The sequence below is a fragment of the Mycetohabitans endofungorum genome, from assembly GCF_002927045.1.
Taxonomy (GTDB): Bacteria; Pseudomonadota; Gammaproteobacteria; order Burkholderiales; family Burkholderiaceae; genus Mycetohabitans; species Mycetohabitans endofungorum.
Genome location: NZ_PRDW01000009.1, coordinates 131,671 through 154,787 on the forward strand (window position 1 = coordinate 131,671; position 23,117 = coordinate 154,787).

27 protein-coding genes are annotated in these 23,117 nt (G+C 60.8%); all 27 read right to left on the bottom strand.

All coding sequences use genetic code 11. From position 1 onward, the window contains the following. Nucleotides 1–8: 8 nt before the first annotated feature. Nucleotides 9–527, bottom strand: a complete 519-nt coding sequence (rpsE, locus tag B0O95_RS10310) for a 30S ribosomal protein S5 (protein WP_076785633.1) — start codon at nt 525–527, stop codon at nt 9–11. A gap of 15 nt (nt 528–542) precedes the next feature. Beyond that, a complete protein-coding gene (gene rplR, locus B0O95_RS10315) occupies nt 543–908 on the bottom strand; it encodes a 50S ribosomal protein L18 (protein ID WP_013434799.1) in 366 nt (121 codons plus the stop codon). A gap of 12 nt (nt 909–920) precedes the next feature. Further along, nucleotides 921–1,454 carry a 50S ribosomal protein L6 gene (rplF, locus tag B0O95_RS10320; protein ID WP_104077828.1) on the bottom strand — a complete coding sequence of 178 codons (534 nt, stop codon included), beginning with the start codon at nt 1,452–1,454 and terminating at the stop codon, nt 921–923. 21 nt (nt 1,455–1,475) lie between these two features. Further along, the gene (gene rpsH / locus B0O95_RS10325) at nt 1,476–1,871 is read right to left on the bottom strand and encodes a 30S ribosomal protein S8 (protein WP_104077829.1); all 396 of its coding nucleotides are present in this window, start codon (nt 1,869–1,871) and stop codon (nt 1,476–1,478) included. 12 nt (nt 1,872–1,883) lie between these two features. Beyond that, complete coding sequence (gene rpsN, locus B0O95_RS10330) at nt 1,884–2,189, bottom strand: 30S ribosomal protein S14 (protein ID WP_013434795.1); 306 nt, start codon at nt 2,187–2,189, stop codon at nt 1,884–1,886. Between the two features lie 7 nt (nt 2,190–2,196). Then, complete coding sequence (gene rplE / locus B0O95_RS10335; RefSeq protein WP_076785636.1) at nt 2,197–2,736, bottom strand: 50S ribosomal protein L5; 540 nt, start codon at nt 2,734–2,736, stop codon at nt 2,197–2,199. Between the two features lie 14 nt (nt 2,737–2,750). After that, nucleotides 2,751–3,059: a 50S ribosomal protein L24 gene (gene rplX / locus B0O95_RS10340; RefSeq protein ID WP_013434793.1), complete on the bottom strand. Its 309-nt coding sequence runs from the start codon at nt 3,057–3,059 to the stop codon at nt 2,751–2,753. Nucleotides 3,060–3,068: 9 nt separating this feature from the next. Next, a complete protein-coding gene (gene rplN / locus B0O95_RS10345; protein WP_013434792.1) occupies nt 3,069–3,437 on the bottom strand; it encodes a 50S ribosomal protein L14 in 369 nt (122 codons plus the stop codon). Nucleotides 3,438–3,735: 298 nt separating this feature from the next. Next, entirely contained in the window at nt 3,736–4,008 is a 273-nt protein-coding gene (gene rpsQ / locus B0O95_RS10350) for a 30S ribosomal protein S17 (RefSeq protein ID WP_013434790.1), read from the bottom strand. Next, the gene (rpmC, locus tag B0O95_RS10355; protein WP_104077830.1) at nt 4,005–4,199 is read right to left on the bottom strand and encodes a 50S ribosomal protein L29; all 195 of its coding nucleotides are present in this window, start codon (nt 4,197–4,199) and stop codon (nt 4,005–4,007) included. The genes rpsQ and rpmC overlap by 4 nt, the downstream gene beginning before the upstream one ends. Nucleotides 4,200–4,210: 11 nt before the next feature. Beyond that, entirely contained in the window at nt 4,211–4,627 is a 417-nt protein-coding gene (gene rplP, locus B0O95_RS10360; protein WP_076785638.1) for a 50S ribosomal protein L16, read from the bottom strand. A gap of 2 nt (nt 4,628–4,629) precedes the next feature. After that, nucleotides 4,630–5,433, bottom strand: a complete 804-nt coding sequence (gene rpsC / locus B0O95_RS10365; protein WP_104077831.1) for a 30S ribosomal protein S3 — start codon at nt 5,431–5,433, stop codon at nt 4,630–4,632. An 11-nt stretch (nt 5,434–5,444) separates the two neighbouring features. After that, nucleotides 5,445–5,774: a 50S ribosomal protein L22 gene (rplV, locus tag B0O95_RS10370; protein ID WP_076785640.1), complete on the bottom strand. Its 330-nt coding sequence runs from the start codon at nt 5,772–5,774 to the stop codon at nt 5,445–5,447. A gap of 12 nt (nt 5,775–5,786) precedes the next feature. Beyond that, nucleotides 5,787–6,062: a 30S ribosomal protein S19 gene (gene rpsS / locus B0O95_RS10375; RefSeq protein WP_076785641.1), complete on the bottom strand. Its 276-nt coding sequence runs from the start codon at nt 6,060–6,062 to the stop codon at nt 5,787–5,789. A 10-nt stretch (nt 6,063–6,072) separates the two neighbouring features. After that, nucleotides 6,073–6,900, bottom strand: coding sequence for a 50S ribosomal protein L2 (gene rplB / locus B0O95_RS10380; RefSeq protein ID WP_076785642.1), 828 nt, complete (start codon nt 6,898–6,900; stop codon nt 6,073–6,075). Between the two features lie 2 nt (nt 6,901–6,902). Next, a complete protein-coding gene (rplW, locus tag B0O95_RS10385; protein ID WP_076785643.1) occupies nt 6,903–7,217 on the bottom strand; it encodes a 50S ribosomal protein L23 in 315 nt (104 codons plus the stop codon). Next, a complete protein-coding gene (gene rplD / locus B0O95_RS10390) occupies nt 7,214–7,834 on the bottom strand; it encodes a 50S ribosomal protein L4 (RefSeq protein ID WP_076785644.1) in 621 nt (206 codons plus the stop codon). The genes rplW and rplD overlap by 4 nt, the downstream gene beginning before the upstream one ends. Nucleotides 7,835–7,836: 2 nt before the next feature. Beyond that, nucleotides 7,837–8,493 carry a 50S ribosomal protein L3 gene (gene rplC / locus B0O95_RS10395; protein WP_104077859.1) on the bottom strand — a complete coding sequence of 219 codons (657 nt, stop codon included), beginning with the start codon at nt 8,491–8,493 and terminating at the stop codon, nt 7,837–7,839. Between the two features lie 207 nt (nt 8,494–8,700). Then, nucleotides 8,701–9,012 (bottom strand): 30S ribosomal protein S10, encoded by a 312-nt coding sequence (gene rpsJ / locus B0O95_RS10400; protein WP_013434780.1) that lies wholly within the window; start codon nt 9,010–9,012, stop codon nt 8,701–8,703. 128 nt (nt 9,013–9,140) lie between these two features. Next, nucleotides 9,141–10,331, bottom strand: coding sequence for an elongation factor Tu (tuf, locus tag B0O95_RS10405; protein WP_104077832.1), 1,191 nt, complete (start codon nt 10,329–10,331; stop codon nt 9,141–9,143). Nucleotides 10,332–10,377: 46 nt separating this feature from the next. Then, nucleotides 10,378–12,480, bottom strand: coding sequence for an elongation factor G (fusA, locus tag B0O95_RS10410; protein WP_104077833.1), 2,103 nt, complete (start codon nt 12,478–12,480; stop codon nt 10,378–10,380). A 132-nt stretch (nt 12,481–12,612) separates the two neighbouring features. Then, nucleotides 12,613–13,083 carry a 30S ribosomal protein S7 gene (rpsG, locus tag B0O95_RS10415; protein WP_013434778.1) on the bottom strand — a complete coding sequence of 157 codons (471 nt, stop codon included), beginning with the start codon at nt 13,081–13,083 and terminating at the stop codon, nt 12,613–12,615. Between the two features lie 163 nt (nt 13,084–13,246). Continuing rightward, nucleotides 13,247–13,627, bottom strand: coding sequence for a 30S ribosomal protein S12 (gene rpsL / locus B0O95_RS10420; RefSeq protein ID WP_041754145.1), 381 nt, complete (start codon nt 13,625–13,627; stop codon nt 13,247–13,249). A 281-nt stretch (nt 13,628–13,908) separates the two neighbouring features. Next, nucleotides 13,909–15,759, bottom strand: coding sequence for a DNA helicase RecQ (gene recQ, locus B0O95_RS10425; RefSeq protein ID WP_104077834.1), 1,851 nt, complete (start codon nt 15,757–15,759; stop codon nt 13,909–13,911). Between the two features lie 118 nt (nt 15,760–15,877). Beyond that, the gene (locus tag B0O95_RS10430) at nt 15,878–16,375 is read right to left on the bottom strand and encodes a GNAT family N-acetyltransferase (protein WP_104077835.1); all 498 of its coding nucleotides are present in this window, start codon (nt 16,373–16,375) and stop codon (nt 15,878–15,880) included. A 20-nt stretch (nt 16,376–16,395) separates the two neighbouring features. Further along, nucleotides 16,396–18,294, bottom strand: a complete 1,899-nt coding sequence (locus tag B0O95_RS10435; protein WP_233203288.1) for a type III effector HrpK domain-containing protein — start codon at nt 18,292–18,294, stop codon at nt 16,396–16,398. A gap of 559 nt (nt 18,295–18,853) precedes the next feature. Further along, nucleotides 18,854–23,104, bottom strand: coding sequence for a DNA-directed RNA polymerase subunit beta' (gene rpoC / locus B0O95_RS10445; RefSeq protein ID WP_104077837.1), 4,251 nt, complete (start codon nt 23,102–23,104; stop codon nt 18,854–18,856). Nucleotides 23,105–23,117 lie beyond the last annotated feature (13 nt).

Sequence of the window (23,117 nt, forward strand, 5' to 3'; positions counted from 1 at the left end):
ACCCCGCCTTAACCCAAAATTTCTTCGACGCTCTTGCCGCGCTTGGCCGCGATATCGGCCGGCGTGGACTGGCGACGCAGACCGTCGAGTGTGGCACGAACGAGGTTGTACGGGTTCGTCGAACCGTGGCTTTTCGCCACGACGTTCGTCACGCCCATCACCTCGAACACCGCACGCATCGGGCCGCCGGCAATCACGCCGGTACCCTGCTTGGCCGGTGCGAGCAACACTTGCGACGCGCCGTGCTTGCCGTGCGCCTCATGCTGCAGCGTGCCGTTCTTCAGCGGTACCTTGAACATATTACGGCGAGCCTGCTCCATCGCCTTCTGGACGGCGACCGGCACTTCCTTGGCCTTGCCTTTGCCCATGCCGACCCGACCATCACCGTCGCCAACCACCGTCAGCGCGGCGAAACCGAGAATCCGGCCACCCTTCACGACCTTGGTCACACGATTGACCGAGATCATCTTTTCGCGCAGGCCGTCGTCGCGTTCGTCGGCCTGAACCTTCGCTTGCATCTTTGCCATGACGAATCCCTATCCTTAGAACTTGAGCCCGGCTTCACGCGCCGCATCGGCAAGCGCCTTGACGCGACCGTGATAGCGGAAGCCCGAGCGGTCGAAGGCGACGGATTCGATACCGGCAGCCTTGGCCTTCTCGGCGATACGCTTGCCGATCAGCTGAGCCGCGGCGACATTACCGCCCTTGCCCGACTTGTCGGCCAGTTGCTGGCGCACTTCGACCTCGACGGTCGATGCGCTCGCCACCACCTTCGTACCGCACGGCGAGAACACCTGCGCGTAGATGTGCTGGTTGGTGCGGTGCACGGCCAGACGCGCAACCTGCAGCTCAGCGATCTTGATACGCGTTTGACGAGCACGGCGCAGGCGAGATTGAGTCTTATCCATGATTGCGCACCTTTACTTCTTCTTCGTTTCCTTGAGGATCACGACTTCGTCGGCGTAGCGCACACCTTTGCCCTTGTAGGGCTCAGGCGGACGGTAGCCGCGCACTTCCGCGGCAACCTGGCCGACCTTCTGCTTGTCGATCCCCTTGATGACGATTTCCGTTTGCGACGGCGTTTCCGCCTTCACACCTTCCGGCATTTGATGCACGACCGGATGCGAGAAGCCCAACGACAGATTCAACTTGTCGCCTTGCGCCTGCGCACGGTAACCAACGCCGACCAGCGTGAGCTTGCGCTCGAAGCCCTTCGTCACGCCGTTCACCATGTTCGCGACGAGCGCGCGCATCGTGCCGGACAGCGCGGTTGCCTCGCGCGACTCGTCGACCGGTTGGAACTTCAGTTCGCCGTTGTCGTTGATCACCTTCACAAGCGGGTTCAGCGCCTGAGAAATCGTGCCCAACGGCCCCTTTAGCGTAATCTGCGTATCGCCCAGCGTCACCTCAGCACCGTTGGGCAGAGGAATCGGGCTCTTACCTACTCGAGACATGTTTCACTCTCCTGTCGGGCTTTACGCGACGTAGCAAATGACTTCGCCGCCCACACCCGTGGCGCGCGCCTTGCGATCGGTCATCACTCCCTTCGGCGTGGACACGATGGCGACACCCAGGCCGTTCATGACCTGCGGGATCTCGTTGCGACCGCGATACACACGAAGACCAGGTTTGGACACGCGTTCCAGACGCTCAATGACCGGCCGGCCGGCGTGGTACTTCAACGCAATGTTCAGTTCCGCCTTCGGGCCATTGGCCTTCACGACGAAGTCGTCGATGTAGCCTTCGTCCTTCAGAACCTGCGCGATTGCGACCTTCACTTTCGACGAGGGCATCGTCACCGCAGCCTTCTCGACCATCTGCGCGTTGCGGATGCGAGTCAGCATATCGGCGATAGGATCACTCATGCTCATTTATGTTGCTCCTTACCAGCTCGCCTTCGTCAGGCCGGGAATCTCGCCGCGGAATGCGATTTCGCGAATCTTGCCGCGCGCCAAGCCAAATTTGCGGAACGTGCCACGCGGACGCCCGGTGATCGCGCAGCGATTGCGCTTGCGGGTCGGGTTCGCGTTGCGCGGCAGTTGCTGCAGCTTCAGGCGCGCTTCGTAGCGCTCTTCGTCGGACTTGCTCGTATCGTCAATGATCGCCTTCAGCGCCGCGCGCTTTGGCGCATACTTCGCTGCGAGACGAGCACGCTTCTTTTCACGTTCGATCAGTGCCAGTTTAGCCACGGTAACCTCAGTTTCTGAACGGGAACTTGAAGCTGGCGAGCAGTGCCTTCGCTTCTTCGTCGGTCTTCGCAGTCGTCGTGATGCTGATATTCAGCCCACGCAGCGCGTCGATCTTGTCGTAATCGATCTCGGGGAAAATGATCTGCTCCTTCACCCCGATGTTGTAGTTGCCGCGACCATCGAATGCCCGGCCCGAGATGCCGCGGAAATCGCGCACCCGCGGCAGCGCAATTGTCACGAAGCGATCCAGGAACTCATACATCGCGCGGCCACGCAGTGTGACCATCGCGCCAATCGGATAGCCCTGGCGGATCTTGAAGCCCGCGATTGCCTTACGCGCCTTCGTCACGACCGGCTTCTGACCGGCGATCTTCGTCAGATCACCCACCGCGTTGTCAATGATCTTCTTGTCAGCGACCGCGTCACCAAGACCCATGTTCAACGTGATCTTGGTGATGCGCGGCACTTCCATGACGGACTTGTAGCCGAACTTTTGCGTCAGTTCGGGAACAATCTTCTCTTTGTAAACCTGCTGCAAACGTGCCATTTTTGACTCCCGACTCAGGCGCTCAGCACAGCACCGGTGGTCTTCAGGAAGCGCACCTTCTTGCCCTCCTCGACCTTGATGCCCACTCGCGACGCACGGCCGTTCGCATCGACCAACGCGACGTTGGAGATGTGCAACGGCATCGACTTGCTTTCCACACCGCCGGTCGTGCCCTTCATCGGGTTCGGCTTCACGTGCTTCTTCACGAGATTGATACCTTCAACCGTCACACGATCGCCCGCAACCGCCAGCACGGTACCGCGCTTGCCCTTGTCCTTGCCTGCGATGACGATGATTTCGTCACCCTTGCGAATCTTGTTCATCGCGACTCCTTACAGCACTTCCGGCGCAAGCGAAACGATCTTCATGAAACGTTCGCTACGCAATTCACGCGTGACCGGCCCGAAAATGCGCGTACCGATCGGCTCAAGCTTGTTGTTCAGGAGCACGGCGGCATTGCCGTCGAACTTGATCAGCGAGCCGTCCTGACGACGCACGCCCTTGGCGGTGCGAACCACCACGGCGTTGTAGATTTCGCCCTTCTTGACGCGCCCACGCGGCGTGGCTTCCTTGACGCTCACCTTGATGATGTCGCCAATGCTCGCGTAACGACGCTTCGAGCCGCCGAGCACCTTGATGCACAACACTTCGCGTGCACCCGTGTTGTCGGCTACTTCAAGCCGAGTTTCGGTCTGGATCATGGTTTATCTTTCCCAACTTAATCCGGCACGCCACCATGGCGCGGCCGGTCAGTCTTGGTCCCGTCAGCCGATCGGCTGCTTGGGTTAGAACAGCAGCGACGGCAGACGAAACCCGCCATCGCAATCGGTGAATCTTGCGGCGCGGATGACAGCCACCCACACGCGCACTGGCCAACTCAGCCCCACCACTTACCCGCGACGGGGCATCCCTTATATGAGGGAAGTCCGAGATTATAACAAATAATCTCGGACTTGCAACAACTTATTGCGATACTGCGGCGGCTCACGCCGCCTTCGTTCAGATGATGCGCGCCGCTTCAACCAGGCGGGACACGGTCCAAGCCTTCGTCTTCGAAATCGGACGATTTTCCTGGATCTCCACGAGGTCGCCCTCGTTGTACGTGTTCGCCTCGTCGTGCGCGTGGTACTTCTTCGAGCGCACGACGTACTTGCCGTAGATCGGGTGCTTGACGCGATGCTCGACGAGCACGGTCACGGTCTTGTCCATCTTATTGCTGACGACCTTGCCGACCAGCGTCCGCTTAAGCGAGGTTTTAACGCTATCGTTCATTTCTGGTTCGCCTTTTCAGTCAACACGGTACGCACACGCGCGATGTCGCGGCGGACCTTCTTCAGCTGGCTGTTGTTCTGCAGCTGTTGGGTCGCGAGCTGCATGCGCAGACCGAATTGGGCTTTTAGCAGGTCCGACAGCTCCTTGTTGAGCGCGGCCTGATCCTTGTCGCGAAGTTCGGAAGCTTTCATCGCTTGACTCCTTAGGCGCCGATCTGGCGGGCGACGAACATCGTCTTCAGCGGCAACTTCGCCGCTGCCAGACGGAACGCCTCACGCGCCAGCTCTTCGTTAACGCCATCCATTTCGTACAGCATCTTGCCGGGCTGGATCTCGGCGACGTAGTACTCAGGGTTACCTTTACCGTTACCCATCCGCACTTCAGCCGGCTTTTGTGAAATCGGCTTGTCCGGGAAGATGCGAATCCAGATGCGGCCGCCACGCTTGATGTGACGGGTCATCGCTCGACGCGCGGCTTCGATCTGGCGCGCGGTCAAACGGCCGCGCCCGACCGCTTTCAGGCCAAACTCACCGAACGACACCGCGTTGCCACGCGTTGCGACGCCCGTATTACGACCCTTTTGCTCTTTGCGGTACTTTCTGCGTTTCGGTTGCAGCATGGTTATTCTCCACTCTTCGCGTCGCCGCCAGCACCGGCACCACTACGGCGCGGACCGCCCCGACGTGCGCCCGGTGCGCTGCCTTCGCCATCACGGCGCGGGCGACGATCGCCCGGGCGGGCATTGCGGCGCCCACGCTTGTCTTCCGTCGGCTCTTCGACGACCGGCAGATCGTTGCGGCCGAGCGTATCGCCTTTGTAGACCCACACCTTGACGCCGATGATGCCGTATGTCGTCTTCGCTTCCGACGTCGCATAGTCGATGTCGGCGCGCAGCGTGTGCAGCGGCACACGGCCTTCACGGTACCATTCGGTCCGTGCGATTTCGATGCCGTTCAGACGACCCGCACTCATGATCTTGATGCCCTGCGCGCCCAGACGCATCGCATTTTGCATCGCGCGCTTCATCGCGCGACGGAACATGATCCGGCGCTCAAGCTGCTGTGTGATCGAATCGGCGATCAATTGCGCATCGGTTTCCGGCTTACGGACTTCTTCGATGTTGACATGAACCGGCACGCCCATGCGGCGCTGCAGTTCGGTCTTCAACAACTCGATATCCTCACCCTTCTTGCCGATCACGACGCCTGGACGCGAACTGAAAATCGTCAGACGCGCGTTCTTTGCAGGACGCTCGATCACAACGCGGCTCACCGACGCGTTCTTCAGCTTCTTCTTCAGGTATTCGCGAACGCCGATGTCTTCCTTCAGCATCCCCGCAAACTGGGTGTTGTTCGCGTACCAACGCGACGCCCAGTTACGGCTGACGGCCAGACGGAAGCCAGTCGGATGAATTTTTTGTCCCATCGTGTGACCCCTTAATTCCCGACCGTCACAGTGATGTGACAGGATTGCTTCTCAATGCGGTTACCGCGGCCCTTCGCACGCGCGGTGAAACGCTTCAGCGAGGCCGCCTTGTCGACGTAGATCGTCTTGATCTTCAGTTCGTCGATATCCGCGCCTTCGTTGTGCTCCGCGTTCGCGATCGCCGACAGCACCACCTTCTTGACGAGACCCGCTGCCTTCTTCGGCGAGAACGTCAGAATGTTCAGTGCCTTGTCGACCGGCAAACCGCGAATCTGGTCAGCCACAAGGCGCGTCTTCTGCGCCGAAATGCGGGCACCGCGATGAATTGCTTTCACTTCCATCTTGATTGCCCCTTATTTCCTGGCCTTTTTGTCGGCCACGTGTCCCTTGAACGTACGGGTCAACGCGAATTCGCCGAGCTTGTGGCCGACCATGTTTTCCGACACATACACCGGAACATGCTGACGGCCGTTGTGCACGGCGATCGTCAAGCCGATGAAATCCGGCAGGATCGTCGAACGACGCGACCAGGTCTTGATCGGTTTCTTGTCACGCGAAGCTGCAGCCGCCTCAACCTTCTTCAGCAAATGGGCGTCGCAGAACGGACCTTTTTTAACAGAACGTGCCATTGCCTACTCCTTAACGCTTGTGACGGCGCTGGACGATCATCGTCGTCGTGCGCTTGTTGCGACGCGTGCGGAAGCCCTTCGTCGGCGTGCCCCACGGGCTCACCGGATCGCGACCCGCCGCCGTACGACCCTCACCACCACCGTGTGGGTGGTCGATCGGGTTCATTGCAACGCCGCGGACCGTCGGACGGATACCGCGCCAACGATTCGCACCAGCCTTGCCGATCTGGCGCAGGCTGTGTTCCTCGTTGCCGACTTCACCGATCGTTGCACGACATTCGATATGCACGCGGCGGATTTCACCCGAGCGCAGACGAACCTGCGCATACGTGCCCTCGCGAGCCAGCAGCATCGCCGACGCACCGGCCGAGCGCGCGATTTGCGCCCCCTTGCCCGGCAGCATTTCAACACAGTGAATGGTCGTACCCACCGGAATATTGCGGATTGGCAGCGTATTGCCTGCGCGAATCGGCGCTTCCGAGCCCGACAACAGTTGCGCGCCAACCATCACACCCTTCGGCGCGATAATGTAGCGGCGCTCGCCGTCGGCATAGCACAACAGGGCAATGTTCGCGCTACGGTTCGGGTCATATTCGAGACGCTCGACCTTCGCCGGGATACCGTCCTTGTTGCGACGGAAATCGACCACGCGATAGTGATGCTTGTGACCGCCGCCCTTGTGGCGCGTCGTGATATGACCATTATTGTTGCGGCCAGCCGTAGAGCTTTGCTTATCGAGCAGCGCCGCGTACGGCTTGCCCTTGTGCAGTTCCTTGTTGACCACCTTCACCATCGCACGACGGCCAGGCGAAGTCGGTTTGAGCTTAACGAGTGCCATGATTACTTGGCCTCCGCTTCAAAGTTGATTTCCTGGCCCGGCTTCAGGTTCACGTACGCCTTGCGTACGTCCTTGCGGCGGCCCATGAAACGGCCAAAGCGCTTGGCTTTGCCCTTCACGTTCAGCACGTTGACCGAATCCACTTCGACCTTGAACAACAATTCGACTGCCGCCTTGACTTCCTGCTTCGTGGCGTCCGGCGCAATGTCGAATACGACTTGCTCGTTCTTGTCGGCCACCAGCGTCGCCTTCTCAGAGATCACCGGCGCGAGCAGAACCTGCATCAAACGATGATCGTTCTTGCGCATTTCGCTCATGACAGCAACTCCTCGATCTGGGCGACCGCAGCTTTCGTGACCAGCACTTTCTTGAAGTAGATCAGCGACAACGGGTCGGCATAACGCGGCTCGACAACCGCCACATGCGGCAGGTTGCGCGACGCGAGGTACAGGTTCTCGTCAACGGTATCGGTGATCACGAGCACCGACTCGAGCCCCATGGCCTTGAACTTGGCCGCCAGCAGCTTGGTCTTCGGCGCCTCGAGCTTGATGTCGTCAACGACCGACAGCCGGCCTTCGCGGGCAAGCTGCGACAGAATCGAGCAGACGCCAGCGCGAAACATCTTCTTATTGACCTTCTGGCCGAAGTTTTCTTCCGGCGAGTTCGGGAAGATACGGCCACCGCCGCGCCACAATGGGCTCGACGACATCCCAGCGCGGGCGCGGCCCGTGCCCTTCTGGCGCCACGGCTTCTTCGTCGTGTGCTTGACTTGCTCGCGATCCTTCTGCGCACGGTTACCGCTGCGCGCGTTCGCCTGGTACGCGACGACAATCTGGTGGATCAGCGCTTCATTGTAATCACGACCGAACACGACGTCCGACGCGTTCACACCCGCGCTTTCCTGACCTTGGTCGTTCAGGAGCTTCAGTTCCATTGTCACGCCCCCTTCTTCGCGCGAGCCTTAACGGCCGGCGTCACGAAAACTTTGCCGCCCTTGGCGCCCGGCACCGCACCTTTGACGAGGATAAGCTTGCGCTCCGCGTCGATACGTGCGATCTCGAGATTCTGCGTGGTGGTCTTCACATCACCGAGGTGACCGGTCATGCGCTTACCCGGGAACACACGCCCCGGATCCTGCGCCATACCGATCGAGCCCGGCACGTTGTGCGAACGCGAGTTACCGTGCGACGCGCGACCCGAACCGAAGTTGTAGCGCTTGATCGTACCGGCATAGCCCTTACCGATGGACACGCCCTGCACGTCGACCTTCTGACCCACTTCGAACAAGTCGACATCGATCACTGCGCCCGGCGACAGCTCGACCGCCTTGTCGGTTTCGATGCGGAATTCCTTCAGGATTTCGCCGGCCTGAACACCGGCTTTGGCGAGATGACCGGCCAGCGGCTTGGTCACACGCGACGCGCGACGCTCGCCGAAAGCAACCTGCACGGCCGTATAACCGTCCGTTTCAACGGACTTGATCTGCGTCACGCGGTTGTCCGACACGTCCAGTACGGTGACGGGAATCGAATCACCGTCAGCCGTGAAAATACGGGTCATTCCAACCTTGCGACCTACGAGTCCAAGGCTCATCGTTTTCTCCATTCCCGACTGCGATTGGTCAGGGCTGATTACGAAACACCGGCGACCAGGGAAAGGCTGACGCCCACCTGTCACACGGCTTTTTAACGCAAATACGCGAAAAGCCTAGCATTGTAGCAAGGCTTTTCGTTTTTTGCAAGCAATCAATGACTTAGGCGCACCAAGCCATCGCCGTGCATGGCGCGCCGCAAAGCCGCGTTACTGCAGCTTGATTTCGACGTCGACACCCGCCGGCAAATCGAGCTTCATGAGCGCGTCCACGGTCTTATCCGTCGGGTCGACGATGTCCAGCAAGCGCAGGTGCGTGCGGATTTCCAGCTGATCGCGCGACGTCTTATTCACGTGCGGCGAACGCAGGATGTCAAAGCGCTGGATGCGCCGCGGCAGCGGGATCGGGCCGACGAGGATCGCGCCGGTGCGCTGTACCGTCTCGAAAATCTGCCGCGCCGATTGATCGACCAGCTTGTAGTCGAAAGCTTTCAGGCGGATACGGATTTTCTGCTTTTGCATGACATTTCCTGTAAAGAGCGAGGCGATATTGCATCGCCATAACCAAAGAACGTGAAGCAGGCCCCCGATCGGGAAACGGGCAGCCCGCTCCGGACACTACAACGTACCGCTACAGCAAACCAGCGATTTTACTCAATGATCTTGGCGACGACACCGGCGCCGACGGTACGGCCACCTTCGCGGATCGCAAAACGCAGACCTTCTTCCATCGCGATCGGCGCGATCAACTTGACCGTGATCGACACGTTGTCACCCGGCATCACCATTTCCTTGCCCTCTGGCAACGAGATCGAGCCGGTCACGTCCGTCGTGCGGAAGTAGAACTGCGGCCGGTAGTTGTTGAAGAACGGCGTATGACGACCGCCCTCTTCCTTGCTCAGCACGTACACTTCCGCCGTGAAGCCCGTGTGCGGCTTGATCGTACCCGGCTTGGCCAGCACCTGACCACGCTCCACATCCTCACGCTTGGTGCCACGCAGCAGGATGCCCACGTTGTCCCCGGCCTGACCCTGGTCCAGCAGCTTGCGGAACATCTCCACGCCCGTGCACGTCGTCTTCGTCGTGTCACGGATGCCCACGATCTCGATTTCCTCGCCGACCTTGATCACCCCGCGCTCCACGCGCCCCGTGACCACCGTGCCTCGACCCGAGATCGAGAACACGTCTTCCACCGGCATCAGGAACGTGCCATCCACCGCACGCTCCGGCGTCGGAATGTACGTGTCCAGCGCATCGGCCAGGCTCAGGATCGCCGCTTCGCCCAGCTCGCCCTTATCCCCTTCCAGCGCCAGCTTCGCCGAGCCCTTGATAATCGGCGTATCGTCGCCCGGGAACTCGTACTTGGACAGCAGCTCGCGCACTTCCATTTCCACCAGCTCGAGCAGCTCCGCGTCGTCCACCATGTCGCACTTGTTCAGGAACACGATGATGTACGGCACGCCCACCTGACGCGCCAGCAGAATGTGCTCACGCGTTTGCGGCATCGGGCCGTCTGCGGCCGATACCACCAAGATTGCGCCGTCCATCTGCGCCGCGCCCGTGATCATGTTCTTCACGTAGTCCGCGTGACCCGGGCAGTCCACGTGCGCATAGTGACGCTGCTCTGTCTCGTACTCGATGTGCGCCGTGTTGATCGTGATGCCACGGGCCTTCTCTTCCGGCGCCGCGTCAATCTCGTCGTACTTCTTCGCTTCGCCGCCAAACTTCGACGACAGCACCGTCGCGATTGCCGCCGTCAGCGTGGTCTTGCCATGGTCAACGTGACCGATCGTGCCCACGTTCACGTGCGGCTTGGTCCGTTCAAATTTACCTTTAGCCATGTTTCTCTTCTTTCAATAGTGGTTCGTGAATGAGTTTGCTGACCGATCACTTCGCTTTCGCGTTGATGATCGCATCAGCCACGTTACGCGGAGCCTCGGCATAGTGCTTGAACTCCATCGTGTACGTCGCACGGCCTTGCGTCAGCGAGCGCAGCGACGTCGAATAGCCGAACATTTCCGACATCGGCACTTCCGCGCGGACGATCTTGCCGCCGCCGACCATGTCTTCCATGCCCTGCACGATGCCACGACGGCCCGATAGGTCGCCCATCACATTGCCCATGTACTCTTCCGGCGTTTCGACTTCGACGGCCATCATCGGCTCGAGAATCACCGGATTCGCCCGGCGCATCGCTTCCTTGAACGCCATCGAGCCGGCCATCCGGAACGCGTTTTCGTTCGAGTCCACGTCGTGGTACGAACCGAACGTCAGATGCACCTTCACGTCGACGACCGGGAAACCGGCCAGCACGCCGCTCTTGAGCGTTTCCTGGATACCCTTGTCGACCGCGGGGATGTACTCGCGCGGAATCACGCCACCCTTGATCTCGTCAAGGAATTCATAGCCCTTGCCTTGCTCGTTCGGCTCCAGCGTGATCACCGCATGGCCGTATTGGCCGCGACCGCCGGACTGCTTGACGAACTTGCCTTCGACGTCCGCCGCCGAGCTGCGGATCGTTTCGCGATACGCAACCTGCGGCTTGCCGACCGTCGCCTCGACGTTGAATTCGCGCCTCATCCGATCGACCAGGATTTCCAGGTGCAATTCGCCCATGCCCGAGATGATCGTCTGGCCCGATTCCTCGTCGGTCTTGACACGGAACGACGGATCCTCCTGCGCCAGGCGGTTCAGCGCGATGCCCATCTTTTCCTGGTCGGCCTTCGTCTTCGGCTCGACGGCCTGCGAAATCACCGGCTCCGGGAACACCATACGTTCGAGCACGATCGGGTTGGCCGGATCGCACAGCGTGTCACCGGTGGTCGCCTCCTTCAGGCCGACCGCGGCGGCAATGTCGCCAGCGCGCACTTCTTTGATTTCCTCGCGCTGGTTCGCGTGCATTTGCAGAATCCGTCCGACGCGCTCCTTCTTGCCCTTCGTCGAGTTCAGCACGGTATCGCCAGAATTGACGACGCCCGAATACACGCGGAAGAAAATCAATTGGCCAACGAACGGGTCCGTCATGATCTTGAACGCGAGCGCCGAGAATTTCTCGTCGTCGGATGCGTTGCGCTCTGCACCCTCACCGCTCTCGGTCTCGCCCTTGACCGGCGGAATGTCAACCGGCGACGGCAGGAAGTCGATCACCGCGTCCAGCATGCGTTGCACGCCCTTGTTCTTGAATGCGGTCCCGCACAGCATCGGCTGGATTTCGCAGGCGATCGTGCGATCGCGCAGCGCCTTGACGATCTCGGCTTCAGTCAGCGCTTCGCCACCGAGATACTTTTCCATCAGCGTCTCGCTCGCCTCGGCCGCCGACTCGATCATCTTCTCGCGCCACTCGTTACACGTGTCCACGAGTTCAGCCGGAATGTCGGCATATTCGAACTTCGTTCCTTGCGACGCGTCGTCCCAAATGATCGCCTTCATCTTCAACAGGTCGACGACACCCCTGAACGACTCCTCCGCACCGATCGGCACGACGATCGGCACCGGGTTGGCCTTCAGGCGCGTCTTCAACTGGTCATACACTTTGAAGAAGTTTGCGCCGGTACGGTCCATCTTGTTCACGAACGCGAGCCGCGGCACCTTGTACTTATTGGCCTGACGCCACACGGTTTCCGACTGCGGCTGCACGCCACCGACCGCGCAGTACACCATGCACGCGCCATCGAGCACGCGCATCGAGCGCTCGACCTCGATCGTGAAGTCCACGTGTCCCGGCGTGTCGATGATGTTGATGCGGTGTTCCGGGTAGTTGTTACCCATGCCTTTCCAGAACGCCGTCGTTGCAGCGGACGTGATCGTGATGCCACGTTCCTGCTCCTGCTCCATCCAGTCCATCGTCGCGGCACCATCGTGCACTTCGCCGATCTTGTGGTTCACACCAGTGTAAAACAGGATGCGCTCGGTCGTCGTCGTTTTGCCGGCGTCGATGTGAGCGCTGATACCGATATTACGGTAACGCTCGATAGGAGTCTTACGAGCCACTTTAATCTCTCAAGAGGATTGCGCAGCGGGAGAACCGCAATGCGCCTTAACACAAACGGGCGAGGCGCTTCGGAAGCGCACCCGCCCGGAATTTCCTTCTCCGTTTACCAGGCTTTCCAGCCTAAACGGCCGTTAGAAACGGAAATGCGAGAAAGCTCTGTTCGCTTCCGCCATCCGGTGCACTTCGTCGCGCTTCTTCATCGCGCCGCCCCGACCTTCCGCGGCCTCGAGCAGCTCACCGGCCAGGCGCAGCGCCATCGACTTCTCGCTACGCTTTTTCGCGGCCTCACGCAACCAGCGCATCGCCAATGCCATACGACGCGACGGGCGCACTTCGACCGGAACCTGGTAGTTCGCACCTCCAACGCGGCGGCTTTTCACTTCAACCACCGGCTTCACGTTGCTCAGCGCGACAGTGAACACTTCCAGGGGGTCCTTGCCGGCCTTACCCTGGATTTGCTCGAAAGCCCCGTACACGATGCGTTCGGCCACTGACTTCTTGCCCGACAGCATCAGTACGTTCATGAATTTTGCAACATCAACATTACCGAACTTCGGGTCCGGCAATATTTCCCGCTTGGGGACTTCGCGACGACGCGGCATTTCTGTTCCTTTGACTGTTCAGTTGGAGCGGTTGCTTTCCCCACCCCGCGGCCACCAACTAACCCGATCCATCTCACGACTAACCAGCTTGGCCGGGTGACCACTTACTCGATAGCGCCGACCGATCCGGCACCACCGCCTTTGCATCGATGGACGATGCAGCTTACTTACCCGCCTTGGCGCGCTTCGCACCGTACTTCGAGCGGGCCTGCTTACGGTCCTTGACGCCTTGCGTGTCGAGCGAGCCGCGCACCATGTGGTAACGCACACCCGGCAAGTCCTTGACCCGGCCGCCGCGAATCAGCACGACCGAGTGCTCCTGCAGGTTGTGGCCTTCACCACCGATGTACGAGATGACCTCGAAGCCGTTCGTCAAGCGAACCTTCGCGACCTTACGAAGCGCCGAATTCGGCTTTTTTGGCGTCGTCGTGTACACACGAGTGCACACACCGCGACGCTGCGGACAGTCCTGCAAGGCCGGGCTCTTGCTCTTCACATGCTCCGAAGTGCGGCCTTTGCGAACCAATTGATTGATGGTTGGCATTGTTGATTCCTGGAAATAGATAAAACCGGACGACGCAGGCCCGGGCAAGCGGACCTGAATGGTTGCACGCACGCCACCCGATGAACCGACACCCGAATATCGGCGGCGATAGTGCCGCGCCCGCCATGCTAACAATCGGCCGGCCCACAATGACACAGAGGGCGACCAGCGATGCGAGCGCATTTGCGCCGAATACCGGAACCTGGCATAGTAATCCAAAATTTGCAAGTACGTCAACAGGTTGCATGCATTAGATCACGCCGGCGGAGCGACTACCGCCGTCAGTCGTCGCTGATCACGTCGAGCAGCTCGTCACCGAAGCGCTCGAATTTGCGCGCGCCCAGGCCCGGTACGCCGCGCAACTCATCGAGTGAAACCGGCGCGCTGCGGGCCAGTTCGGCTAGCGTCGCATCGTGGAAAATCACGTAGGCCGGCACGCCGTCGGCCTTAGCCGTCTCGCTACGCCAGGCGCGCAACCGGTCCCAGCACGCACGCTGGCGCGGCGACATGCCAGCGGTCGGATCGGTGCGCTCGCCGCGACGCGCGCCATCCGCCTCGCGCACCCGTTTGGGTTTGGCATACCGGCGCAGCGTGACGCTACGCTCCCCCTTCAACACCGGCTTGCTCGCCTGCGTGAGCACCAGTACGCCATGGCCTGCGTGATCGACCGCAAGCAGGCCTAGCGCAATCAACTGGCGAAAAATCGCCCGCCATTGCGCCTCTGACAACGCCGCGCCGACACCAAAGGTGCTCAACGCGTCGTGCCTCCGTTGCTTGACGCGTTCAGTTGCATTGCCGCGCAATATGTCGATCAGGTGGCCCGCGCCAAATCCAAAGCCGCTGGCCCGCTGCACGCGGTACACGCACGAGAGCGCCATCTGCGCCTCGCGAGTGCCGTCCCAGGTTGCCGGCGGCTCCAAGCACGTATCACAGTTGCCACATGGCTGGCCCGTTTCGCCAAAATAGCCGAGCAGATGCACGCGCCGGCATCCGGCCGTCTCGCACAATCCAAGCAACGCATCGAGCTTCGCCGTTTGCACGCGCTTGTGCAGTTCGTCGGCCTCGGACTCGTCGATCATCTTGCGCTGTTGCACAACGTCGCCCAGCCCGTAGGCCATCCACGCGTTGGACGCGAGGCCATCGCGGCCGGCCCGGCCGGTTTCCTGATAGTAGCCTTCGATGCTCTTGGGCAGATCCAGATGCGCGACAAAGCGCACGTCCGGCTTGTCAATCCCCATTCCGAACGCGATCGTCGCGCACATCACGACGCCCTCCTCGCGCTGGAAGACCTGCTGGTGCCGCTGGCGAAGCTGAGCGTCCATGCCGGCGTGATACGGCAACGCGCGCAGCCCCTGCTGCACCAGCCAGTCGGCCGTCTCCTCGACCTTGCGCCGCGACAGGCAATAGACGATGCCCGAATCGGTGGTACCGTCAACGTTGGTGTGCTCGGCCCGGATAAAGTCGAGTAGTTGCACACGCGCGTTGTCCTTCTCGACGATCCGGTAACGAATGTTCGGCCGGTCGAAACTCGAAATGAACACCCGAGCGTTGTTCAGCGCGAGCCGCTCGATGATTTCCTCGCGCGTGAGCGCGTCTGCCGTCGCGGTCAACGCGATGCGGGGCACCTGCGGGAAACGCTCGTGCAGCGCGGATAGCTGCATGTATTCGGGCCGAAAATCATGGCCCCACTGCGACACGCAGTGGGCTTCGTCGATCGCAAACAACCCTATCCGGCTGCGCGCGAGCAGTTCCAGGAACCGCTCCGTCAGCAGTCGCTCCGGTGCAACGTACAACAATTGCAACTCACCACGCGTGAACGCGCGCTCGGTTGCCGCCGCCTCGGCTGCGGTGAGCGCCGAGTTCACGTAGGCCGCCCGCACCCCCGCCTCGGTCAACGCCGCGACCTGGTCCTGCATCAACGCGATCAGCGGCGACACCACGATGCCAGCGCCCAGGCCGGCTTCGTGGCGCACCAGCGCGGGAATCTGATAGCACAACGACTTGCCGCCACCGGTGGGCATCAGCACGAGGCTGTCGTGCCCCGCTGCGACATGTTCGACGATATCGGCCTGCGGCCCGCGAAACGCCGGATAGCCGAAGACCTCTTTAAGCAACGCAAGACAGCGGGACATGCAACTCCATGGATGGGAACGGCACGCAGCGTGCGCGTTCAGATCCGTGCATTTTAACAACCGCGCGCGGGCAGCGATATCGCCTCGATGGCCAATGAAGGATACCGCTCAGTAGGAGTCACTTAGACGGCTCGGCGCGCCGGGCCCGCGTCGGCCCCGGCATGATCAGCCCCAGCTCTTGCTGCAGTGCCTGCAAATATCGTCCGCGCAGGAAGCGGCATTCCTGCTTGAGCATGCCATAGAGGATGAAATCCGTGCCGTCTCCGGCGCCCTCGCGCATGATACCTTCACGCCGAAAACCCAGGTGCTCGTCGAGCCGCTGCGCACGCAGGTTATCCGTGCGCACCAGCCCCGTCACCCGCCGGCAGTTGAGCACCACGAACGGATACAGAAAAACCGCTGACAGAAACGCCGGCGTCAGCAGATGACGCGACTCCAGCATCGCGCAGTGCATCAGCACGTTCGGGCCGTTGTATCCCTGGTACACCACGCCGGCCACGATATGGTCGTCTTTTTCGAGCCCAATCGTCGTGCAGTCATTGTAGCTCGCCTCGCCCGTTGCCGCGGCGACAAAGCGCATGACCTCGTCGCTACGGTGATACACAATTCGTCGCATAATCGGGTCCAAACAGCGGATCAGGTTGGCAATGGAATGCCGAATTGCTGCAGCGTCGGATTCACGTTATCGGCAAACTTCTCCTGATTCTGCTTCTTGTGCACCGCTTCGACGATCGCCGACACAATCGTCGCGATCACACCGGCAATTTCGCCAATCGGCCCGAGTGCATCGAGCACCGTCGATACCGCGCTGACGATCCCAGCAACCGCTTCACCCGCCACGTTGCCCACGACGCGGGCAGCGGTCGTCGCAATCTTGGTGGCGACCTCACCCGTTTCCGCCGCGGCCTCACCAGCCGCACCGGCGCCACGGGCAACCCATGAGCCGACGTCCTTGGTGCCCTTGACCGCGTCCTTGATTGTGTCGATGATGTCGGTCGGGTTCGCGCTGGACGATCCGCTGCCGCTGGAATCGGCCCCTTCGGCGCCGCTCGACGCCGCGCCACCGCCCGCCTTCTCGAACAGCTGCGCAAGACTCTCCATTTCCGGCGGCAAGTTCTTCTTTAGGTATTCACCCACGGCCGGATCCTTTGCCAGTGTCTGGATGTCCTGCGAGAGCGCTTTGACCGTCTCATCGACGTTGCGTAAATGATCGCTGCCGCCGGCCTGCACGTTGATCAGCGTCTGCATCAGCTTGCACATAACCGCGGCCTTCTGCTCCGCCGTGTAATTGCCGGGGTGAGCGAAGATGTCCTGATTCAGTGTACTGATATCGGTATTAGCCGTGATGTTTTTCAGGCCTGCATCTTTCAAGAAACTCAAGTCGGATTGTTGGTCCGTCGGCGCCTCATCCTTGATAAAGCTCGTCAGATTGTCATCGTTGATCAGGTTATCGGCCTTGTTCGTCGCCTTGTCAACGCCGGCGCGGTCAATCGCGTCGAACCCGCCGTTGGTCGACAGCGCCTTTGCGGCACTCTTCAGGGCATCGCTGAACCCCTCGTTGTTCTGCAGATTGGCAACCTGCTCCTTGGTCGCCACCATACCGCCGCCCTTTCCGCCGTTGTAGCTATGGTTCTTGCCACCGGCATCCTGATGACCCGTGGACTGGCCGGTGATCGCGATGTAGGCTTGCAGCAGCGCAGCCGAGCGCGCCGTTGCCAGCGAATCGGAATCGGCGTCTGGGTGCTTCTTCATATACTCCTGGATATTGTTATCGGCCTGTTCCAGATTTTTATGAACCGAGTTTAGAAAGTCGCCCATTTTTCCCTGATCGACCGTTCCATCATCCTTCAACGCACCGGTTCGCTGCAGTGCACTCTTGAGCGATGGATTGTCGTTGACATACTGCAGCGCGGCTTGCTTCATCTCATCGGTGGCCCCGTCAACTTGGCCGCTCAGAATCTGCATCGCCGCAATCGGGCGCTCCAACTGGATGCACTGATCGGCCGAGGCCATGTCGTTCCACTTCGATAAGTCATCACCTTCGTACTGGTCAATGAAATTATCGAGGGCGGCATACTTCGGATTGCCTTGAATAAACTCCTCATCACAACCACATTCTGTCGTGTCGGTATCCGTGTCCGCCCCGTCTACGATGGTCGAATCGTCGTCTGACCAATCCTGCTCGTCGTTGACGGTAACGAACGGCGCGCGGATCACAAAGGTGCGGGTTCCGAAGGCTGATGTATCCGATTTCGCGCTGCTCGACGGCGTATTCGATTCGGTGCCAGACGGGTTCGCTTTGGTGCCATCATGCGCTGTCTGCGCCGGGGGAGCCCATGTGTCGGTCTCCGAGTCGCTGTCGTCGACATCGGAGTCTTCCCACTCCGAATCTAGGTAGGACAGCCCCAACAGGCTTAAGTGGGGCGGGAGTTTATCACTCTGTACGTCCAACTTGTCACTCTTGGCGTCGGCTTCAGGCATTTGCAGTCCCGTGTTGAGCCATGGGCCACTCCACTGCTGCACTAAGGTATTCATCGAGTTTGGCTCCTCTCGGTGGCGCGCCAGCAACAGTGGTGCGCAAGACATGCCCTGAACGGGGCAACGGATCGTGAATCGATTATCAGCATGTCGCCGAACCAGGCTCCGGAAACTGCGAACTGCCGTGGCTTGATGCGAATCCCTGTCTCGCCCTATGTGACAGTTGGCGTCCGCCGCCTTGAAGACCCTGGCAGGCCGGATGCCAACTGCACTCCAACTTCCAATTGTCGACCGATGTCCGCTGACCCTGACCCTGATCCCCTACCTCCTACCTCCTACCTCCTACCTCCTACCTCCTACCTCCTACCCCCTACCCCCTACCTTCCTATCTCCTACCCCGTGCCCCCTGCCCCCTGCCTCTAATCTCCAACCGCTGAACGTTCCCGTCGATCCACACAAAGACAAAACCCCACGCACTCTCGTACGTGGGGTTTATTGTTCAACCATCGGGCGCCGCAGACTTACAGTCTACTGACACGCGGACACCTGACCAGGCACACTGTCATGCGGTCACGAGAGGCTGCCGGCGCCGTCAACCCGGCGCCGGCAGCATGCGTCACTCGTTTTCCGAATGCGGATGCTCGACCGGCGTTTCCGGCGTGGCGAAGTCGAATGGGCTCGCGTGCTCTTCCTCTGCCGCAATCTGCTCGAAACGCTCGCGATCCGCCGTCTCCTTGCTCTTGCGCGCCTTGTGGAACGCAAGCCCCGTACCGGCCGGGATCAGGCGACCGACGATCACGTTCTCCTTCAGACCACGCAGGTCGTCGCGCTTGCCCATGATCGCGGCTTCGGTCAGCACGCGCGTCGTCTCCTGGAACGATGCGGCCGAGATGAACGAATCGGTCGACAGCGACGCCTTCGTGATACCCAGCAGCACGTTCTCGTAGGTTGCCGGCCGCTTGTCTTCCGCGATCATCCGGTCGTTCTCGTCGAGCATGTCGGAACGCTCGACTTGTTCGCCCGGGATGAACCGCGTATCGCCGTTGTCAACGATTTGCACGCGGCGCAGCATCTGGCGCACAATCACTTCAATGTGCTTGTCGTTGATCTTCACGCCCTGCAAGCGATACACGTCCTGCACTTCATCAACGATGTAGCGCGACAGCGCCTCGACGCCCTGCAAGCGCAGGATGTCGTGCGGATCGGCCGGCCCGTCCACGATCATCTCGCCCTTGTTGACAACCTGGCCATCGTGCACAAGCACCTGCTTTTCCTTCGCGATCAGGAATTCGTGCTGACTGCCGTCCAGATCCGTGATGACCAGGCGCTGCTTGCCCTTCGTGTCCTTGCCGAACGACACCGTCCCGGTGACTTCCGCCAGGATGCCCGCATCCTTCGGCGAACGCGCCTCGAACAACTCGGCAACCCGTGGCAGACCGCCGGTAATGTCACGCGTCTTCTGCGACTCGGTCGGAATCCGCGCCAGCACTTCACCGACTTGGACTTGCTGACCATCCTTTACCGTGATCAGCGCACCGACCTGGAAGCCGATCTGCACCGCATGCTCGGTTCCCGGAATCTTCACTTCATCGCCGGTCGCATCGAGCAGCTTCACTTGCGGACGCACGCTCTTGGACGACTGCGAGCCGCGGCGCTTGGAGTCGATCACGACGAGCGTTGACAGGCCGGTCACTTCGTCGATCTGCTTCGCGACGGTCACGCCCTCTTCGACGTTCTCGAACTTCACCGTGCCACCGTACTCGGTGATGATCGGACGCGTCATCGGGTCCCACGTCGCGAGCTGCGTACCGGCCTTGATCTGCACGCCGTCCAGCTGCAGCAGCGTCGCACCGTACGGAATCTTATGGCGTTCGCGCTCGCGGCCGTGGTCGTCCGCGATGACCACTTCGCCGGAGCGCGAAATGACGATCTGCTCGCCCTTCGCGTTCGTGACATAGCGCATCGTCGCGGTGAAGCGCGCGGTACCGTTGGACTTCGCCTCGACGCTAGAGGCCACCGCCGCGCGCGAAGCCGCACCACCGATGTGGAACGTGCGCATCGTCAGCTGCGTACCCGGCTCGCCGATCGACTGCGCGGCGATCACGCCGACCGCCTCGCCCACGTTCACCAGCGAGCCGCGTCCCAGGTCGCGACCATAGCACTTCGCGCACAACCCGTAGCGCGTTTCGCAGGTCAACGGCGTGCGCACGCGCACTTCATCGATACCGAGGCGCTCGATCTCCTCGACCGCGGTTTCATCCAGCAGCGTGCCCGATTCGTACAGCGTCTCCTGGGTTTCCGGATCGACGACATCGGCCACCGCGACGCGGCCGAGAATCCGGTCGCGCAGTGCCTCGACGACTTCACCGCCTTCGACCAGCGCCTTCATTGCCACGCCCTGGCTGGTGCCGCAATCGTCCTCGACCACCACTAGGTCCTGCGTCACGTCGACCAAACGACGGGTCAGGTAGCCCGAGTTCGCCGTCTTCAACGCAGTATCCGCCAAACCCTTACGTGCACCGTGCGTCGAGATGAAGTACTGCAGCACGTTCAGGCCTTCGCGGAAGTTCGCGGTAATCGGCGTCTCGATGATCGAGCCATCCGGCTTGGCCATCAGCCCACGCATGCCCGCCAATTGGCGAATCTGCACCGCCGAACCACGGGCACCGGAGTCCGCCATCATGTAGATCGAGTTGAACGACTCCTGGCGCGTCTCGTTGCCGCCGCGGTCTATCACCGGTTCGGTCGACAGCTGCTCCATCATCGCCTTGCCGACCGACTCGGACGTCGCCGACCAGATGTCAACCACGTTGTTGTAGCGTTCCTGCGCGGTGACCAGACCTGACATGTACTGGCGATCGTATTCCTTGACCTTTTTGGCGGCCTCGCCCACGATCGTTTCCTTTTGCGGCGGCACGAGCATGTCGTCGACGCAGATCGAGATCCCGGCACGCGTGGCCAGCCGGAATCCGGACTGCATCAGCTGGTCGGCGAAGATCACTGTCTCGCGCAGGCCGCAACGGCGGAAGGCCGTGTTAATCAGCCGCGAAATCTCCTTCTTCTTCAGCGGCTTGTTCAGCACGCTGAACGGCAGGCCCGGCGGCAGGATCTCCGACAAGATCGCACGGCCGACGGTGGTCGCATATAGCGAGACCTTCGGCACAAACTTCGGCGCACCGTCGGAGCGATCCTCGTTGACCACCATCTCGGTGATCCGCACGTTCACGCGCGAGGCCAACTCCACTTCTTTGTTCTCATACGCTCGCAGGACTTCTCCCACGCCGGTGAAGGTCATCCCTTCACCCTTCGCATTGATCGCTTCGCGCGTCGCGTAGTACAGGCCCAGCACGATATCCTGCGACGGCACGATCGACGGATCGCCGTTGGCCGGGAACAACACGTTGTTGGACGCGAGCATCAGCGTGCGCGCCTCCATCTGCGCCTCGAGCGACAGCGGCACGTGCACGGCCATCTGGTCGCCGTCGAAGTCGGCGTTGAACGCCGCACACACAAGCGGGTGCAGTTGGATTGCCTTGCCTTCGATCAGTACCGGCTCGAACGCCTGAATCCCCAGGCGGTGCAGCGTCGGCGCGCGGTTCAGCATCACCGGGTGCTCGCGGATCACCTCTTCGAGGATGTCCCACACGACCGGCGTCTGGCTTTCAACTTCCTTCTTTGCCGCCTTGATCGTCGTCGCGACGCCCATCACCTCGAGTTTGTTGAAGATGAACGGCTTGAACAACTCGAGCGCCATCAGCTTCGGCAAGCCACACTGGTGGAGCTTGAGCGTCGGACCGACGACGATCACGGAGCGGCCCGAGTAATCGACGCGCTTGCCGAGCAGGTTCTGGCGGAAGCGGCCGCCCTTGCCCTTGATCATGTCGGCAAGCGACTTCAGCGGCCGCTTATTGGCGCCGGTCATCGCCTTGCCGCGGCGTCCATTGTCGAGCAATGAGTCTACCGCTTCCTGCAACATCCGCTTCTCGTTGCGCACGATGATCTCGGGCGCCTTCAGTTCAAGCAGACGCTTCAACCGGTTGTTACGGTTGATCACGCGACGATACAGGTCGTTCAGGTCCGACGTCGCGAACCGGCCGCCGTCCAGCGGCACCAGCGGACGCAACTCCGGCGGCAGCACCGGCAGCACCTCGAGAATCATCCAGTCCGGCTTGATGCCCGAACGCTGGAATGCCTCGAGCACCTTCAGGCGCTTCGCGTACTTCTTGATCTTCGCTTCGGAGCCGGTGTTCTTCAGCTCGGTGCGAAGCTGCTCGACCTGCGCATCGATGTCGATCGAGCGCAGCAGCTCGCGCACACCTTCCGCGCCCATTTCGGCGCGGAACTCATCACCGTACTCTTCGACCTTATTGTAGTAATCCTCTTCGGTCATGATCTGCCGCGCCTTAAGCGGCGTCATGCCCGGATCGATCACGACATAGGCTTCGAAGTACAGCACGCGCTCGATGTCGCGCAATGTCATGTCGAGCACCATGCCCAGGCGCGACGGCAGCGACTTCAGGAACCAGATGTGCGCGACCGGCGAGGCAAGCTCGATATGGCCCATGCGCTCGCGGCGCACCTTCGCGAGCGTCACCTCGACGCCACACTTCTCGCAGATTACGCCGCGGTGCTTCAAGCGCTTGTACTTACCGCACAAGCACTCGTAGTCCTTGATTGGGCCGAAGATCTTCGCGCAGAACAAACCATCGCGCTCCGGCTTGAACGTGCGGTAGTTGATGGTCTCCGGCTTCTTCACTTCACCGAACGACCACGACCGAATCTTGTCCGGCGAGGCCAGACCGATCTTGATCGCATCAAAAACTTCTTCTTGTTGGACTTGCTTGAATAGATCGAGCAAAGCTTTCATCGCTTCTCTCCAG

Coding starts and splice junctions, on each gene's coding strand:
- rpsE (WP_076785633.1), bottom strand. CDS start 527: ATGGCAAAGATGCAAGCGAAGGTTCAGGCCGACGAACGCGACGACGGC.
- rplR (WP_013434799.1), bottom strand. CDS start 908: ATGGATAAGACTCAATCTCGCCTGCGCCGTGCTCGTCAAACGCGTATC.
- rplF (WP_104077828.1), bottom strand. CDS start 1,454: ATGTCTCGAGTAGGTAAGAGCCCGATTCCTCTGCCCAACGGTGCTGAG.
- rpsH (WP_104077829.1), bottom strand. CDS start 1,871: ATGAGCATGAGTGATCCTATCGCCGATATGCTGACTCGCATCCGCAAC.
- rplE (WP_076785636.1), bottom strand. CDS start 2,736: ATGGCACGTTTGCAGCAGGTTTACAAAGAGAAGATTGTTCCCGAACTG.
- rplX (WP_013434793.1), bottom strand. CDS start 3,059: ATGAACAAGATTCGCAAGGGTGACGAAATCATCGTCATCGCAGGCAAG.
- rplN (WP_013434792.1), bottom strand. CDS start 3,437: ATGATCCAGACCGAAACTCGGCTTGAAGTAGCCGACAACACGGGTGCA.
- rpsQ (WP_013434790.1), bottom strand. CDS start 4,008: ATGAACGATAGCGTTAAAACCTCGCTTAAGCGGACGCTGGTCGGCAAG.
- rpmC (WP_104077830.1), bottom strand. CDS start 4,199: ATGAAAGCTTCCGAACTTCGCGACAAGGATCAGGCCGCGCTCAACAAG.
- rplP (WP_076785638.1), bottom strand. CDS start 4,627: ATGCTGCAACCGAAACGCAGAAAGTACCGCAAAGAGCAAAAGGGTCGT.
- rpsC (WP_104077831.1), bottom strand. CDS start 5,433: ATGGGACAAAAAATTCATCCGACTGGCTTCCGTCTGGCCGTCAGCCGT.
- rplV (WP_076785640.1), bottom strand. CDS start 5,774: ATGGAAGTGAAAGCAATTCATCGCGGTGCCCGCATTTCGGCGCAGAAG.
- rpsS (WP_076785641.1), bottom strand. CDS start 6,062: ATGGCACGTTCTGTTAAAAAAGGTCCGTTCTGCGACGCCCATTTGCTG.
- rplB (WP_076785642.1), bottom strand. CDS start 6,900: ATGGCACTCGTTAAGCTCAAACCGACTTCGCCTGGCCGTCGTGCGATG.
- rplW (WP_076785643.1), bottom strand. CDS start 7,217: ATGAGCGAAATGCGCAAGAACGATCATCGTTTGATGCAGGTTCTGCTC.
- rplD (WP_076785644.1), bottom strand. CDS start 7,834: ATGGAACTGAAGCTCCTGAACGACCAAGGTCAGGAAAGCGCGGGTGTG.
- rplC (WP_104077859.1), bottom strand. CDS start 8,493: ATGAGCCTTGGACTCGTAGGTCGCAAGGTTGGAATGACCCGTATTTTC.
- rpsJ (WP_013434780.1), bottom strand. CDS start 9,012: ATGCAAAAGCAGAAAATCCGTATCCGCCTGAAAGCTTTCGACTACAAG.
- tuf (WP_104077832.1), bottom strand. CDS start 10,331: ATGGCTAAAGGTAAATTTGAACGGACCAAGCCGCACGTGAACGTGGGC.
- rpsG (WP_013434778.1), bottom strand. CDS start 13,083: ATGCCGCGTCGTCGCGAAGTCCCCAAGCGGGAAATATTGCCGGACCCG.
- rpsL (WP_041754145.1), bottom strand. CDS start 13,627: ATGCCAACCATCAATCAATTGGTTCGCAAAGGCCGCACTTCGGAGCAT.
- recQ (WP_104077834.1), bottom strand. CDS start 15,759: ATGTCCCGCTGTCTTGCGTTGCTTAAAGAGGTCTTCGGCTATCCGGCG.
- B0O95_RS10430 (WP_104077835.1), bottom strand. CDS start 16,375: ATGCGACGAATTGTGTATCACCGTAGCGACGAGGTCATGCGCTTTGTC.
- B0O95_RS10435 (WP_233203288.1), bottom strand. CDS start 18,294: ATGAATACCTTAGTGCAGCAGTGGAGTGGCCCATGGCTCAACACGGGA.
- rpoC (WP_104077837.1), bottom strand. CDS start 23,104: ATGAAAGCTTTGCTCGATCTATTCAAGCAAGTCCAACAAGAAGAAGTT.